Genomic DNA, 14,365 nt, shown 5'->3' with positions numbered 1-14,365 from the left:
CCGGCTCCCGCGGGCCGGCGAGCCGGGCGGGCGGCCCTGGCGGACCGGGTGCCGCCGGCTCGGGCGTCGGGCCGCGGACCGCCGCGAACGCAGGCAGGGTCGACGAGAACGCGCCCGTGGTCTCCTTCCCGTTCCACGTGCTCCCGTTCCGCGAGTTCACGGTCACGGGGGCGGGACGCGCGATCGCGCCGGACTACCTCGGCGTCGCCATCGCCGAGCTCGCGACCCGGTACGGCGACGCACTCCCGCCGGTGTACCTCACGAGCCTCGGAGCGAGTTTCCCTGACCAGGTCGACAGCCGCGGCGCCGTCGACGACCCGGCCAGGATCGACTACCTCGCCGAACACCTCGTCGTCGCACTCGACGCCGTTGCACCGGGCAAGCCGGCGGCGGGGGTCAGCCTGCGCGGGGCCTTTGTCTGGTCGCTGCTCGATGGCTTCGAGTGGACCGCGGGCTACACCCAGCGTTACGGCCTGGTGCGGGTCGACTTCGCAGACCCCGAGCGGAAGCGCACGCCGAAGTCCTCGTACCGCTGGCTCCAGAAGGTGCTCGCCGCCCGCTGACCGGCGCCCGGTTCCCGCCCGTTTCCCGCCCGCCGAAATCCGCGGCGGGGGATGGGTCAGGGGGTGCGGCGGCGGAGCGTGATCGAGCCGACGACGACCGCTCCCACGATCCACGCCCCGATGATGAGCAGTTCGCCGCCGATGTACGCGGCGTCCTGCGAATTCGAGGCGACCGCCTGGAGGGCGTCGATCGCGTGCGAGAGCGGAAGCCAGTCGCTGATGATCCGCAGGGCGTCCGGAAGCTGGTCGCGGGGGAGGAAGATACCGCCGAGCAGGATCTGCGGGAACACGAGCGCGGGCATGAACTGCACGACCTGGAACTCGGTGCGGGCGAACGCGCTCGCGAGCAGCCCGAAGGTCGTGCCGAGAACCGCGTCGGCGACGGCGACCGCGAGAAGCAACCAGACCGAACCGGCGATCGTGAGGCCGCAGACCCAGACCGCGTACCCGACCGCGACCGCGGACTGCAGCACCGCGAGCAGCCCGAAGGCGAGGGTGTAGCCGAGGATGAAGTCGCCCTTGCCGAGCGGCATCGAGAGCAGCCGTTCCAGCGTCCCGGTGCGGCGTTCCCGCAGGGTCGTGATGCTCGTCACGAGGAACATCACGATGAACGGGAACAGGGCGATCATCGCCGGCCCGATCCTGTCGAACACGGGCGTGTCGGAGAAGATCCACGCCACCAGGCCGATCAGCAGGCTCGGGACGACGAGGAGCAGCACGATCGTGCGGGGGTCGTGCCGGATCTGGGCGAGCACCCGTCCGGCCGTTGCGAGCGTACGGCGCGGGTTCACAGCGCACCATCGAATCCGGTCGACCCGGTCCCGGTCGGCCGGCCTTCGGACGACGGGTCATCGGCTTGCGGGTCTTCTGGCGACGGATGCCGCCGGATCAGGCTCAGGAACGCCGCCTCGACGTCGTCGGTCGCGGTCGACGCGAGCAGCCCGGCCGGGGTGTCGTCTGCGAGGATCTCACCGTCCCGCATCAGGAGCAGCCGGTCGCAGCGGCTCGCTTCGTCCATGACATGGCTCGACACGAGCAGGCTCGTCCCTCCGGCCGCGAGCCGGTGGAAGAGCTCCCAGAGCTCCACCCGGAGGACCGGGTCGAGGCCGACGGTGGGTTCGTCGAGCACGAGCAGCTCGGGGGACCCGAGCAGGGCGCCGGCGAGCGACACCCGGCTGCGCTGGCCGCCGGAGAGCGAACCCGCCAGCTGGCCGGCATATCTTCCCAGGTCGGTCGCGTCGATCACCCGGTCGACATCGCTCGCGGGGGCGCCGAGCACCGACCGGAAGTACCTCAGGTTCTGCCGCACGGTGAGGTCGTCGTAGACACTCGCATCCTGCGTGACATAGCCGACCCTGTTCCGGAGCGAGACGGAGCCGGCGGGGCGGCCGAGCACGGTGACCTCCCCGGACTGCACGAGCTGGACGCCGACGATCGAGCGCATCAGGGTCGTCTTGCCGCATCCGCTCGGCCCGATCAGGCCCACGACGAGGCCGCGGGGCACCGTGAGGCTCAACCCGTGCAGCACCGGATGCCTGCCCCGGCGGGCGAACAGGTCCGTCACGTGGACCGCGGGCGCAGACAGATGGCTCATGCCTTTGATTATTCGCCGGTTCGGCCGGAAAGAACCATGGATCGGGGGTGTTTCTTGGAGTCTGGTGGGAAGCGGATGAGAGTGTCAGGCGGCGTCGTTATGATGGCACCATTGTTCGTATGCCGCCGCGGCCCGCTCGCTCGCACCGCTGAAATACAAGGAGACGCTGCCATGGAATGGCTCATCCCGCTACTCATCGTTGTTGTGCTTGTCGTCATCGTCGGAATCTACTTCTGGGCGACGTACAACTCCCTCGTGACCCTCAAGGTGCGGGTGGACGAAGCGTGGAGCGACATCACGGTGCAGCTCAAGCGGCGTGCCGACCTCATCCCGAACCTCATCGAGACGGTCAAGGGCTACGCGGCGCACGAGAAGGCGGTCTTCGAGAACGTCGCCAAGGCCCGCGCCGAGTCGATCAGTGCGACGACCCCTGCGGATGCCGCGGCCGCCGAGAACCACATGCAGTCCGCCCTGCGCAGCATCTTCGCGGTCGCGGAAGCGTACCCGCAGCTCCAGGCCAGCCAGAACTACCTGCAGCTGCAGGCCGAGCTCGTCGACACCGAGGACAAGATCCAGGCGTCGCGCCGCTTCTACAACGGCGGGGTGCGGGAGCTCAACACGAAGATCCAGGTCTTCCCGAACAACCTGATCGCGAAGAACCTCGGATTCACCCAGCGCGACTTCTTCGAGGTCACCGACTCCGCAGCCATCGCGGAGCCGCCTCGCGTCCAGTTCTAGCGGCAGGTACAGATGTACAGTGCGATCGCGCGGAACAAGCGCAACACCGTTTTCATCATCATCCTGTTCCTGGGGATCATCGCCGGGCTCGGCTGGATTGCCAACGCCGTCTACGGTCGCGGCGGCTACGGCATCCTGATCCTCACGATCGTCGTCGCCGCGGGTTACGCCCTCGTGCAGTACTTCGCGGCCGGGCGTCAGGCGATCGCGATGAGCGGTGGCATCCGGGTGAACAGCAAGGCGGAGCATCCGCGGCTCTGGAACACCGTCGAGAACCTCTCGATCACGACCGGAACACCGATGCCGGAGATCTACATCATCAACGACCCCGCGCCGAACGCGTTCGCGACCGGGCGCGACCCGCAGCACGCGATCGTCGCCGCGACGACGGGCCTGCTCGCCATCATGGATGACTCCGAGCTCGAGGGCGTGATGGCCCACGAACTCGGGCACGTGCGCAACTACGACATCCGGGTGTCGATGGTCGTGTTCGGCCTCGTCGTCGCGGTCGGCTTCATCTCCGACATGTTCCTGCGGATGGCGTTCTTCGGTCGCAATAACAACAACAACGGCAACCCCGTCGTGATGGTCTTCGGCCTGGTCGCGATGATCGTGGCACCGCTCGTCGCCAGCATGGTGCAGCTCGCCGTCTCCCGGCAGCGCGAATACCTCGCCGATGCCACGAGCGCGCTGACGACGCGGCATCCGGATGCCCTTGCGAGCGCCCTCGCCAAGCTCGAGACCTACGGGCGCCCGATGCAGAAGCAGAACACGTCGATGGCGCACCTGTGGATCGCGAACCCGCTCAAGCCCGGCATGATGGCGAAGCTGTTCAGCACGCACCCGCCGATCGAGGACCGGATCGACCGCCTGCACGCCATGGGCAACAAGTTCTGACGACTGCGCTCAGGCGAGGAGGGCGGCGAGCGCCGGCGCGAGGGTACCCCGCTGCGCGACCGTGATCTCGGTGAGTCCCTGCCAGAGGGCGGTCGCGCGCAGCACCGGCGCGAGGCGTTCTGCGGTGTCGGCCGGGGCATCCGCTTCGGCCCAGGCCGCCTGAACGCGCAGCACGCCTGCCTGCCGGTCGTTCTTGAGGTCGACGCGCCCGACGAGGGTGTCGCCGAGCAGGATCGGCAGCGAGTAGTACCCGAAGACCCGTTTCGGTTCGGGGGTGTAGATCTCGATGCGGTAGTGGAATCCGAACAGGCGGAGAGCCCTGGCCCGGTCCCAGACCACGGGGTCGAACGGCGAGAGCACCGCCGCGGCGTCCAGGGACCGCGGCAGCCGGGCGTCCCGGTGCAGCCAGGCGGCACCGGGCGTGCCACCCGGGCCCCAGCCGGGCACGACGACGGGGATCAGCTCGCCGGCGTCCTCGAGTTCATGGATCGCGACGAGAGTCGCCGGCGTCTTCAGGCGGAAGTAGTCGGCGAAGTCCTTCGCCGTGCCGATGCCGTGCGCCCGCGCCGACCGGCGGACGAGTTCGCGATGTGCATCGTCCCGGTGCACCCGGCGGGCCAGAAGCTCCTGGGAAAGAACCTGTCCAGGCAGCGCGTATACCCGCTCGAACCGGCTGCGGCCCGCGGTGACGACGTCGCCCCAGCGGAACAGCGTCTCGAGACCGCTCTTGACGTCCGACCAGCCCCACCACGGGCCGCTGCGCTTGTTCGCGTCGTGCTCGATCGCACTCGCCGGCAACGGGCCCCTATCGGCCAGTTCCGCGAGCAGCCAGTCGAGCATCGGCCGGTTGCCCTGCGACCAGGCGCCCGGCGTCCGCGCCGACCGCTCGCGGAAATCGTCCATCCGCCAGGCGAACAGCGGCCAGCTCTCGAGGGGCACGAACGAGGCCTCGTGCGCCCAGTACTCGGTATAGCGGGCCTGCTTGCCGACAGCGAAGGTCAGCCGGTCGAGCTGCGCCTTGTCGTAGCCGCCGAGCCGACTGAAGGCCGGCAGGTAATGGCTGCGCTCGAAGACGTTGACCGAGTCGATCTGCAACAGGCCGAGCCGCGTCACCAGGGCGTCCAGCTGGCGGATGCCGGGGACGGCCGGGACGGGACGCCCGAATCCCTGGGCGGCCAGGGCCACGCGCCTGGCGAGTGCGGGGGAGAGGGACTGGACCATTCCTCGACCCTAGCGAGGACCGGGGACAGTGACTGCCTCCGATTGCCTAGACTGGTCCGATGACGGAATCCGCGGGTAGGCCGGGCTGGAGCGCACTCCTCACCGGGCGGCGCAGACGTGCCGCCCCGATCGGCCGGGAGCCCGGCAGCGGGCCAGGTACGGGAGCTCGCACCGCGGCCGGAGAACGGGCCGGAGCGGCAGCGATCGCCGTCGTCTCTGCTCCGCCGAACGGCGTCGATGAGAACGTCCCGGCGGGAATCCGGCTCGCCGGCGCGTGGTCGTGGCGGCTCCTCGCCGTCTTCGCCGTCATCGCCGTCTTCCTGTTCGTCGTCGTGCAGCTCCGGCTCATCGTCATCCCGCTGCTCATCGCCGTGCTGGTCTCCTCGATCGTGGCGCCCTTCGTCTCCTTTCTCGTGCGGCACCGCTGGCCCAAGGGCCTGGCCATCGCCGTCGCGGTGCTCACCACTCTCCTCGTCCCTGCCGCCCTGATCACGCTCGCGGCGACCCAGCTCGCCGGCGGCCTCTCCGGCCTCAGCGACCGGCTCGCCGGCTCCTACGGCGACCTTAAGGCGTTGCTGCTCGCGTCACCGCTGCACCTCACGGAACCGCAGATCAACGACTACCTGCAGCAGGCGCTTGCGGCGATCCAGGCCGACAGCCAGGTCTTCCTGAGCGGCGCACTCTCGCTCGGCACCTCGCTCGGCCACGGTCTCACCGGGCTGCTGCTCACGCTCTTCAGCCTGCTCTTCCTCCTGATCGACGGCCCCGGAATCTGGGCCTGGATCGTGCGGATCTTCCCGAGGCGGGCACGGGCGGCGATCGACGGCGCCGGGCTGGCCGGCTGGACCACCCTCGGCAATTTCGCGAAGGTGCAGATCCTCGTCGCCTCGATCGACGCCCTCGGCATCGGGCTCGGCGCGTTCCTGCTCGGCGTCCCGCTCGCCATCCCGATCGGTGTCCTGGTCTTCCTCGGTTCCTTCATCCCGATCGTGGGCGCCGTCGCGACCGGCGCCGTCGCCGTCGTGATCGCTCTGCTCTTCAACTCCTGGCCGATCGCGCTCGCCATGCTCGGGGTCGTGCTCCTGGTCCAGCAGGTCGAAGGGCACGTCCTCCAGCCACTCATCATGGGAACGGCGGTCAAGGTGCATCCGCTCGGCGTTGTGCTCGTCGTCGCTGCGGGTTCGTTGCTCGCCGGGATCCCGGGGGCGCTCTTCGCGGTTCCGGTCGCGGCCGTGCTCAATGTCATGATCAACTACATTCAGGGCGGCAGTTGGCGTGCCGACCTCCCTGACGTTCCGCGGGGTACCGGATCGCCGCTGTGGCGGACCGTCCCGCAACGACCCGGCTTCACCAGGACCAGAAGAAATCCGTCCAGCACGACCACTACCGAAGGCACCCCATGACCAACCTGTCCCTCGTCGGGCCGAGCCTCGCCGAGTTCGAAGCCGCCCGCGCCGTGGTCTCCCAGGTCGCCGCCGTGACCCCGATGGAAGGCTCCCGCTACCTGAGCGCGGTCCTCGGCGCCGAGGTGCACCTCAAGTGCGAGAACCTGCAACGCACCGGTTCGTACAAGATCCGTGGAGCGTACAACCGCCTCTCGAAGCTCACCGACGAGGAGAAGGAACACGGCGTCGTGGCGGCCTCGGCCGGGAACCACGCCCAGGGCGTTGCGTTCGCCGCCCGCGAGCTCGGCATCAAGGCCACGATCTTCATGCCCGTCGGCGTCGCCCTGCCCAAGCTCCAGGCCACCAGGGACTATGGCGCGCACGTCATCCTCCGGGGCAGTACGGTCGCCGAGCCGTTGCTTGCCGCCGCGGCGTACGCCGCGGAGACCGGTGCGATCCTGATCCCGCCGTTCGACCACGCGGACGTGATCGCCGGCCAGGGAACGCTGGGCCTCGAGATCCTCGACCAGGTTCCCGACCTGCACACCGTCGTCGTCCCGATCGGCGGCGGCGGACTCATCTCCGGCGTCGCGAGCGCGCTGAAGCAGAAGGCGCTCCTCGACGGTCGCACGATCCGGATCATCGGCGTGCAGGCCGCCAACGCCGCCGCCTACCCGCCATCCATCGAGGCGGGGAAGGCGATCGAGGTGCCGATCCTGCCGACGATCGCCGACGGCATCGCCGTAGCGAAGCCGGGGCTGCTCAACTTCGAGATCATCAGGGACGTGGTCGACGAGATCGTCACCGTCACAGAGGACGACACCGCCCGTGCGCTTCTCGTGCTCCTCGAACGCGCGAAGCTCGTCGTCGAACCGGCCGGCGCCGTCGCGGTCGCAGCCATCCTGGCCGGCAAGGTCACCCCGGATGGCCCCACCGTTGCGATCCTCAGCGGGGGCAATATCGACCCCCTGCTGATGCAGCGTGTCATCAGCCACGGCCTTGCGGCATCCGGTCGGTATCTCACCCTGCGCATCATGCTGCCGGACCGCCCCGGACAGCTCGCCCGCATCTCCGAGCTGCTCGCCGAAGCGCACGCCAATGTCGTCGAGGTCCTGCACACCCGGCACGGCGTCGGACTGCAGATCAGCGAGGTCGAACTCAACGTCAGCGTCGAGACCCGCGGCCCCGACCACCGCCAGCACGTCGTCGACGTACTCACCTCGGCCGGTTACGACCCCCAGATCGACTGAGGGTCGCGTCGCGGGACGACTGTGGCCGTTACGGTCGACTGCGGCCCGTGCACGGGGCGCAGTCGACCGTAACGGCCACAGTTGCCGCGGATGCTGCTAGTCGCCGCCCCAGGTTTCGACGGCGAAGATCTCCACGGCGATTTCCTTGCCGTTCGGGGTGGTGTAGCTCGTCTTCGATCCGACCTTGAGGCCGAGGATCGCGGCGCCGAGCGGGCTCTGCTCGCTGTAGACGTTGAGGTCGCTGTCGCCGGCGATCTCGCGGCTGCCGATCAGGAAGCGCTCTTCGTCACCGGCGATGGTGGCGGTGATCACGGTTCCGGACTCGACAACGCCCTTGCTCTCGGGGGCGTGGCCGACCTCGGCGTTGCGGAGCAGCACGATGAGCGTGCGGATGCGCGCCTCCTGCTTGCCCTGTTCGTCCTTCGCCGCGTGGTACCCCGAGTTCTCCTTGAGGTCGCCCTCTTCACGCGCGGATTCGATCTTCTTCGCGATCTCGATCCGGCCGACGGTGCTCAGGGCCTCCAGCTCGGAGGCGAGGCGGTCGTACGCCTCCTGCGTCAGCCAGGTGACGGTGGTTTCAGTAGTCATGGGTGGGTCTCCTCCTCATGCTCGAGTCATGCGTGTGGTACCGGATGTGCGTGATCGTGCGGTGTTGTGTGCGTGATTCCGGGCGGATCGCAGCAGGAAAACAACGCTCGCCCCGGCGAAGAACGTCGGGGCGAATACGTCAGTCTAGGTCAGCCAGCACCGGTAAATCAATCCGGTGGTGGCGGCCTCGCTCGTCAGTAGCTGCTCCGTGAACGTACGTGAATACTGGTCACTCGGCGGCAGGTCGATCACCTTCCACCCTACGACCGCGAAGCTCTGGTTGAGCGCCTCGACCGCGCAACTCGCCGGTGACCCCACCGGAATGGAGGCCTCGAAGGTCACCGTCACGTTCCGGTCGTCCTGGACGACGTTGCGGATGTCCCTGGTTTCGAGCAGGGGCTGGGAGGCGCCGAGCCCGACCCAGACGACCCAGCCCACCAGCACGACGGCGAAGGCCCCGGCGGTGATCCACAGGGACCGACGGTCGCGCAGGCGCCGGTTCGGGGCGCGACCGTACCGGGAATCCAGGGGGCCCTCGCTGCGGGTACCGCTGTCGACGTTCCTGCTGCCGGTCACTCAGACTCCACACTCACGGTTCAACGATTAGTCTTGTCCCTAGGTTATCCGCCATTTCTGAGGAGTCCGATGACACTGCGCCTCCTGGCCGTTCACGCCCATCCCGACGACGAGTCGAGCAAGGGGGCTGCGAGCTATGCGTACTACCGGAGCCGCGGCGCCGAGGTCATGGTCGTGAGCTGCACGGGCGGAGAGGGCGGCAGCATCCTCAACGACGCCCTCGCAGACACGGCGATGGCCGAGCGAGACATGGCCGGCCTGCGCCGACGGGAGATGCGCCAGGCGCAGCAGGCCCTCGGCATCGAACACCGGTGGCTCGGCTACCAGGATTCCGGGATGAACGAAGACGGTTCGGTCCCGCCGAATTCCTTCTCGACCATCGACCTCGAGTTCTCCGCGGAACCGCTCGTGCGGATCATCCGCGAATTCCGCCCCCAGGTCCTGATCACGTACGACGAGAACGGCGGATACCCGCACCCGGACCACATCCGCTGCCACGAGGTCTCGATGGCCGCGTATCGCGCCGCCGCGGACCCCACCCGGTACCCGGGTGACGGGGAACCATGGCAGATCGACAAGCTCTACTACGATCGCATCTTCAACCTCGAACGCATCGATGCCCTCTTCCTGCTGCTGAGCGTCAAGGAACCGGAGTCCCCGCTGCTCGAGCCGCTCGGGGAGGCCCGCGACTGGATGAAGAACTACCCGGCCCTGGCGACGACCCACGTTCCGGTCGGCGACTTCCTGGACGCGAGGGACGCGGCGCTGCGGGCCCACGCGAGCCAGGTTTCCCCCACGAGCAGCTTCTTCTTCTGGCCGAACGACCTCATCCGTGAGGCGTGGCCGTACGAGGACTTCCAGCTCGTCGAATCGAAAGTTGAAACGGTCATGCCTGAATCAGATCTGTTCGCCGGTATCCGGGACGAGGCATGAGCGCCGTCCTGTTCCCGCACCTCGTCGACGCGGTGACGGGCTTCATGCTCGCCAACACGCCGCCGCCCGAATTCAACCCCGACACCGTCACGCCGGGGCCCGCCGGCTTCCTGGCGATCCTCTTCGTCGTGGTCGCCGTCGTGCTGCTCGGCTTCGATCTGGTCCGCCGCATCCGCCGCACGACGTATCGCGCGGAGATCGCCGAGCGCCTGCAGGCGGAACTCGCTGCCCGCGTCGAGGCGGAGACGCACCCGGGTGAGGCATCCACCCCGCGGGAGACCCAGCAGCCTCAGGGGTAGAGCGGATGCGTGGCGATGATCAGGATCGCCGCCCAGTGGCAGAGGAACGCGACAACGGTCAGGCTGTGGAAGATCTCGTGGAACCCGAAGACCCCGGGAAACGGGTTGGGCTTCTTGAGCGCGTAGATGACAGCGCCGACCGAGTAGCACAGGCCGCCGATCATGATGAGGGTCATCATCGCGGCGTTCGCCTGGAAGAAGTCGACGATGAACATCAGTGAGCCCCAGCCGAGAAGCAGGTACAACGGCACGTAGAGCCAGCGCGGTGCGGTGATCCAGAAAACCCGGAAGGCGATGCCGAGAAGTGCGCCGCCCCAGACGAGGGAGAGCAGGAGCACGGACTTCGACGGCGGTAGCGCGAGCACCGTGATCGGCGTGTAGGAACCGGCGATCAGCAGGAAGATGTTGGCGTGGTCGATGCGCTTGAAGACGAGCTTCGTGCGCGGCTTCCAGTTGATGCGGTGGTACAGCGCCGAGTTGCCGAACAGGAGCAGGGAGCTGATCACGAAGACGAGGCAGCTCCACTTCGCCGCGGGTCCCTCTGCGAGGGACAGAAGCACGATCCCCGCGACGATCGTGACCGGGAAGGTGCCCGCGTGGATCCAGCCGCGCCAGGTGGGCTTGAGATCCTCCGGCCGGGGCACCTCCGACTCGAGCAGCGGCAGTTGCGGGATGAACTCGTCGTCGGGCGCCTTCAGCGGCTGTCGTGCGGTTGCGTCGTCCCCGGTGCTGCTCTCTGCGGCCATGCAGCCAGAATACGACAGCGAACATGCCGGAAGAAGCACGGGCTGCCCGAGTGGGCTAGCGTAAATACGTGCAGAAGAGGCAGGTCCCCTTGGCGCGCGACATCCTCTACCGGTTGTACGAGCGCCGCCTTCGTCGCGGGCTGACGCCGGAGAACCTGCCACGCCACGTCGCGATGATCATCGACGGCAACCGCCGCTGGGCCCGGCAGCTCGGGCTCGAGTCCGCCGCACACGGCCACCGTGCCGGCGCGGCGAAGATGCGGGAGTTCCTGAGCTGGTGCGACGACCTCGGCATCTCGGTGGTCACGCTCTACCTACTCTCCTCGGACAACCTCACCAACCGCCCGAGCGAGGAACTCTCCGAGCTCACCAAGATCATCGCCAAGCTCGCCGAGGAGCTCTCGCGCCAGCGCAACTGGCGGGTCCAGCAGGTCGGCACGAAGAAGGGCCTGCCCGCGCCGCTCATCGCGGCGCTCTGCGACGCCGAGACCCGCACCGCGGGCAAGAAGGGCATGCACATCAATCTCGCGGTCGGCTACGGCGGACGCACCGAGATCACCGACGCCATGCGCAGCATCGTCGCCGCGCACCTCGAGAACGGGCACACCCTCGCGGACCTCGCTGAGACGCTTACTCCCGAGCTCATCGGCCAGCACCTCTACACCGGTGGCCAGCCCGACCCCGACCTCGTGATCCGCACCTCCGGTGAGCAGCGGATCAGCGACTTCATGCTCTGGCAGAGCGCCCACAGCGAGTTCTACTTCGTCGAGGCGCTCGGACCCGACCTCCGCCAGGTCGACTTCCTGCGCGCCCTGCGCGACTTCGCCAAACGCCAGCGCCGCTTCGGAAGCTAGGAGACCGGATGACCGAGATCGATGCCTATGCCGCGGGGTTCGTCGAGGAGCCCGGTTACCTCGACTACGGCCGCGTCGGACCGCTCTCGGCGACGGTGGTGGCCGAGAGCCTCGGCCAGACCGAGATCCTGTCCCGCGCCCGCTTCGGCAGCCTCGACCACCTCTTCCAGCAGGACGAGCGGATGCGCGAGGCCGTCTCCGCCGTGACCGGTTTCCGGGCCGACCAGGTCGTCTGCGAGCCGAACACGACGACCGGCATCATGCAGGCCATGTTCGGCCTGACCGGGGGCGTGCTGCTCTCGCCCGGCGATTTCCCCACCGTCCCCTTTGCTGCCGTGCGCGCGGCTGAGGCCCTGCGCGTCGTGACCCCGATCTGGCTGGGGACCGAGCACGGCAGGGTGACCCCCGGCGAGATCCGCGAGCAGCTCACTCCCGCGACGGTCGCCGTCGCGGTCTGCCTCGTCGACTCGCGGACCGGATTCCGGGTGGACCTCGACGGCATCCGCCAGGTGATCGGCGACCGTCTGTTGATCGTTGACGCGATCCAGGGCTTCGGTGTCACCGACGCAGCCTATGAGATGGCGGATGTCGTCGCATCCGGTGGCCAGAAATGGGTGCGCTCGGGCTGGGGCACCGGTTTCCTGGCGCTGAGCGACCGTGCGGTCGAACGACTCGTTCCGGTGTTCTCGGGCTTCGCGGGAACGGACGTTGCCGAGCCGTGGGACGAGGTGCTCCCGCCCAGCCACAGCGCCCGCGCATTCCGGGTCAGCAATGGAGACGCGATCGCGCAGGCGCGGTTCTCCGCGGCTCTCGAAGAGATTGCCGTGACGGGCATTCATAACATCGAGGCCGCGGTCGCGGACAACGTGTCGCAACTGATCGACCTCGCCGACGAGTACGCGGTACCCGTGGTGTCGCCGAGGGATGAACGCGAGCGGGCCGGGATCCTCGTGCTCGAGCCCCCTCCCGCCCAGCTCAACACGCTCACGATCGCCCTGCACAACCACGGGATCACCGCAACGACCCGCGACGGCCGGGTGCGGCTCAGCGCCCACGCCGTGCTCAGCGTCGAAACCGTGGACATGCTGCGCGGGGCATTCACGTCGTATGCGACGGCGGCCATTTACTGAGTCCCAGATGCCGCGCCCATTAACGTCTGGTGACAATGTGTGTGTCGCACTTCCGATATTCACCGAGTGTAAGTAGCGTCATCCCCATCAGGTACGGCGCCTGATCGAGACGGCCACATAAGTACGGCTCGAGAACCCCCGTGGCCAGCTCGCCAACACAATCCGCGCCTTTCGAGGCACGGGGTGGGAGTGGTTGTGACCGCTAATCAGACCGACTATCAGGGTTCGAACCAGACGGCTTCCGACATCAAGCAAACCGAGCGCACCTTCGTGCTGGACACCTCGGTCCTCCTGTCGGATCCCAAGGCGATCTTCCGGTTCGCCGAGCATGCCATCGTGCTGCCGGTCGTCGTGATCGCCGAACTCGAATCCAAGCGCAACGACCCGGAGATCGGGTACTTCGCCCGCCAGGCCCTCCGGCTCCTCGACGAATTGCGTGTCAAGCATGAACGCCTCGACTTCCCGATCCCGGTCGGAGAGGGTGGCAGCCTGCGTGTCGAGCTGAACCACTCCAACATGTCGGTGCTCCCCTCGGGCCTGCAACTCGGCGACAACGATTCGAGGATCCTCGCGGTCGCGATGAACCTCGCCAACGACGGTCTCGCCGTCACGGTCGTCTCCAAGGACCTGCCATTGCGGGTCAAGGCGGCATCGATCGGCCTGCTCGCGGATGAGTACCGACACGAGCTCGCGGTCGATTCCGGCTGGACGGGGATGGACGAGATCACTCTCGGGTCGAACCAGATCACCGAACTCTACGACAACGAGGTGCTCAACACCCGTCTGGTGCAGGACATGCCGATCAACACCGGCCTCGTGGTCCATTCTGACCGCGGCTCGGCGCTCGGCCGGGTCACCGGCAAGGGCGAAATGCGGCTCGTGCGCGGCGACCGGGACCTGTTCGGCCTCAAGGGCCGGTCGGCGGAGCAGCGCCTGGCGATCGACCTGCTGCTCGACCCTGAGATCGGGATCCTCTCCCTGGGAGGGCGAGCGGGGACGGGGAAGTCGGCGCTCGCGCTCTGTGCGGGACTCGAAGCCGTCCTGGAACGCCAGCAGCATCGCAAGATTATGGTGTTCCGCCCGCTCTACGCGGTCGGCGGCCAGGAACTCGGCTATCTGCCCGGTGACGCGAGCGAGAAGATGAGCCCGTGGGCCCAGGCGGTCTTCGACACCCTCGGCGCGCTCGTGTCCGAGAACGTGCTCGAAGAGGTCCTCGAGCGGGGGATCCTCGAGGTCCTGCCGCTCACCCACATCCGGGGCCGTTCGCTGCACGACGCGTTCGTGATCGTCGATGAGGCGCAGTCCCTCGAGCGCAACGTGCTGCTCACGGTGCTCAGTCGCATCGGGCAGAACTCGCGGGTGGTCCTCACCCACGACGTCGCCCAGCGGGACAATCTCCGGGTCGGCCGCTTCGACGGCGTCGCATCCGTGATCGAGACGCTCAAGGGGCATCCGCTGTTCGCCCACATGACGCTCACCCGCTCGGAGCGCAGCGCGATCGCCGCGCTCGTCACCGAGATGCTCGAGGGCAACGACCCGAACTGACCCCGCGTTCCGGCGAAGGTGCCCTTTCCGGTCGAGAGTGACCCGC

The 14,365-nt window shown here is 68.1% G+C and carries 16 protein-coding genes; 10 read left to right on the top strand and 6 right to left on the bottom strand.

The window, feature by feature from the left end:
• Window positions 1-563 (top strand): family 1 glycosylhydrolase (locus tag E3O50_RS13030; RefSeq protein ID WP_134564569.1); only part of this gene is annotated, 563 nt, incomplete at its 5' end.
• Between the two features lie 56 nt (window positions 564-619).
• Here the strand turns inward: E3O50_RS13030 and E3O50_RS13025 are convergent.
• Together E3O50_RS13025 and E3O50_RS13020 are read right to left on the bottom strand one after the other, a co-directional pair.
• Window positions 620-1,354, bottom strand: a complete 735-nt coding sequence (locus tag E3O50_RS13025; RefSeq protein WP_134449479.1) for an ABC transporter permease — start codon at window positions 1,352-1,354, stop codon at window positions 620-622.
• Window positions 1,351-2,157 (bottom strand): ABC transporter ATP-binding protein, encoded by an 807-nt coding sequence (locus E3O50_RS13020; protein ID WP_134449480.1) that lies wholly within the window; start codon window positions 2,155-2,157, stop codon window positions 1,351-1,353. The genes E3O50_RS13025 and E3O50_RS13020 overlap by 4 nt, the downstream gene beginning before the upstream one ends.
• A gap of 171 nt (window positions 2,158-2,328) precedes the next feature.
• Between E3O50_RS13020 and E3O50_RS13015 the strand changes: the two genes are divergently transcribed.
• Window positions 2,329-2,895, top strand: coding sequence for a LemA family protein (locus E3O50_RS13015; protein WP_134449481.1), 567 nt, complete (start codon window positions 2,329-2,331; stop codon window positions 2,893-2,895).
• A gap of 12 nt (window positions 2,896-2,907) precedes the next feature.
• Window positions 2,908-3,792 carry a M48 family metalloprotease gene (locus E3O50_RS13010; RefSeq protein ID WP_134449482.1) on the top strand — a complete coding sequence of 295 codons (885 nt, stop codon included), beginning with the start codon at window positions 2,908-2,910 and terminating at the stop codon, window positions 3,790-3,792.
• A 9-nt stretch (window positions 3,793-3,801) separates the two neighbouring features.
• Here the strand turns inward: E3O50_RS13010 and E3O50_RS13005 are convergent, their stop codons facing one another.
• Complete coding sequence (locus tag E3O50_RS13005) at window positions 3,802-5,013, bottom strand: crosslink repair DNA glycosylase YcaQ family protein (RefSeq protein WP_134558105.1); 1,212 nt, start codon at window positions 5,011-5,013, stop codon at window positions 3,802-3,804.
• A 59-nt stretch (window positions 5,014-5,072) separates the two neighbouring features.
• Between E3O50_RS13005 and E3O50_RS13000 the strand changes: the two genes are divergently transcribed.
• Both E3O50_RS13000 and ilvA read left to right on the top strand, forming a co-directional pair.
• Complete coding sequence (locus tag E3O50_RS13000) at window positions 5,073-6,416, top strand: AI-2E family transporter (protein WP_134558104.1); 1,344 nt, start codon at window positions 5,073-5,075, stop codon at window positions 6,414-6,416.
• Complete coding sequence (ilvA, locus tag E3O50_RS12995) at window positions 6,413-7,648, top strand: threonine ammonia-lyase (protein ID WP_134449485.1); 1,236 nt, start codon at window positions 6,413-6,415, stop codon at window positions 7,646-7,648. The genes E3O50_RS13000 and ilvA overlap by 4 nt, the downstream gene beginning before the upstream one ends.
• A 96-nt stretch (window positions 7,649-7,744) precedes the next feature.
• Here the strand turns inward: ilvA and greA are convergent, their stop codons facing one another.
• Window positions 7,745-8,236, bottom strand: a complete 492-nt coding sequence (gene greA, locus E3O50_RS12990; RefSeq protein ID WP_134449486.1) for a transcription elongation factor GreA — start codon at window positions 8,234-8,236, stop codon at window positions 7,745-7,747.
• Between the two features lie 144 nt (window positions 8,237-8,380).
• Complete coding sequence (locus E3O50_RS12985) at window positions 8,381-8,812, bottom strand: DUF4307 domain-containing protein (protein WP_134558103.1); 432 nt, start codon at window positions 8,810-8,812, stop codon at window positions 8,381-8,383.
• 69 nt (window positions 8,813-8,881) lie between these two features.
• On the opposite strand from E3O50_RS12985, the gene mca reads away from it, so the two are divergent.
• Complete coding sequence (mca, locus tag E3O50_RS12980; RefSeq protein ID WP_174774567.1) at window positions 8,882-9,745, top strand: mycothiol conjugate amidase Mca; 864 nt, start codon at window positions 8,882-8,884, stop codon at window positions 9,743-9,745.
• The gene (locus E3O50_RS12975) at window positions 9,742-10,044 is read left to right on the top strand and encodes a hypothetical protein (protein ID WP_134449488.1); all 303 of its coding nucleotides are present in this window, start codon (window positions 9,742-9,744) and stop codon (window positions 10,042-10,044) included. Before mca ends, E3O50_RS12975 begins: the two co-directional genes overlap by 4 nt.
• Here E3O50_RS12975 and E3O50_RS12970 read toward each other — a convergent pair.
• Window positions 10,035-10,790: a hemolysin III family protein gene (locus E3O50_RS12970; RefSeq protein ID WP_134449489.1), complete on the bottom strand. Its 756-nt coding sequence runs from the start codon at window positions 10,788-10,790 to the stop codon at window positions 10,035-10,037. The genes E3O50_RS12975 and E3O50_RS12970 overlap by 10 nt on opposite strands.
• 68 nt (window positions 10,791-10,858) lie before the next feature.
• On the opposite strand from E3O50_RS12970, the gene E3O50_RS12965 reads away from it, so the two are divergent.
• From E3O50_RS12965 to E3O50_RS12955, 3 genes are all read left to right on the top strand, one after another.
• A complete protein-coding gene (locus E3O50_RS12965) occupies window positions 10,859-11,644 on the top strand; it encodes an isoprenyl transferase (protein ID WP_134449490.1) in 786 nt (261 codons plus the stop codon).
• An 8-nt stretch (window positions 11,645-11,652) separates the two neighbouring features.
• Window positions 11,653-12,774 carry an aminotransferase class V-fold PLP-dependent enzyme gene (locus E3O50_RS12960; RefSeq protein WP_134558102.1) on the top strand — a complete coding sequence of 374 codons (1,122 nt, stop codon included), beginning with the start codon at window positions 11,653-11,655 and terminating at the stop codon, window positions 12,772-12,774.
• 246 nt (window positions 12,775-13,020) lie between these two features.
• Window positions 13,021-14,319, top strand: a complete 1,299-nt coding sequence (locus E3O50_RS12955) for a PhoH family protein (protein WP_241975185.1) — start codon at window positions 13,021-13,023, stop codon at window positions 14,317-14,319.
• Window positions 14,320-14,365: the final 46 nt, after the last annotated feature.

Origin of the sequence: Cryobacterium sp. MDB1-18-1 (assembly GCF_004402735.1) — a bacterium.
Lineage (GTDB): Bacteria > Actinomycetota > Actinomycetes > Actinomycetales > Microbacteriaceae > Cryobacterium > Cryobacterium glucosi.
This window is presented reverse-complemented; position numbering and strand designations above follow the sequence as displayed.

Coding starts and splice junctions, on each gene's coding strand:
- E3O50_RS13020 (WP_134449480.1), bottom strand. CDS start 2,157: ATGAGCCATCTGTCTGCGCCCGCGGTCCACGTGACGGACCTGTTCGCC.
- E3O50_RS13015 (WP_134449481.1), top strand. CDS start 2,329: ATGGAATGGCTCATCCCGCTACTCATCGTTGTTGTGCTTGTCGTCATC.
- E3O50_RS13010 (WP_134449482.1), top strand. CDS start 2,908: ATGTACAGTGCGATCGCGCGGAACAAGCGCAACACCGTTTTCATCATC.
- E3O50_RS13005 (WP_134558105.1), bottom strand. CDS start 5,013: ATGGTCCAGTCCCTCTCCCCCGCACTCGCCAGGCGCGTGGCCCTGGCC.
- E3O50_RS13000 (WP_134558104.1), top strand. CDS start 5,073: ATGACGGAATCCGCGGGTAGGCCGGGCTGGAGCGCACTCCTCACCGGG.
- ilvA (WP_134449485.1), top strand. CDS start 6,413: ATGACCAACCTGTCCCTCGTCGGGCCGAGCCTCGCCGAGTTCGAAGCC.
- greA (WP_134449486.1), bottom strand. CDS start 8,236: ATGACTACTGAAACCACCGTCACCTGGCTGACGCAGGAGGCGTACGAC.
- mca (WP_174774567.1), top strand. CDS start 8,882: ATGACACTGCGCCTCCTGGCCGTTCACGCCCATCCCGACGACGAGTCG.
- E3O50_RS12975 (WP_134449488.1), top strand. CDS start 9,742: ATGAGCGCCGTCCTGTTCCCGCACCTCGTCGACGCGGTGACGGGCTTC.
- E3O50_RS12970 (WP_134449489.1), bottom strand. CDS start 10,790: ATGGCCGCAGAGAGCAGCACCGGGGACGACGCAACCGCACGACAGCCG.
- E3O50_RS12960 (WP_134558102.1), top strand. CDS start 11,653: ATGACCGAGATCGATGCCTATGCCGCGGGGTTCGTCGAGGAGCCCGGT.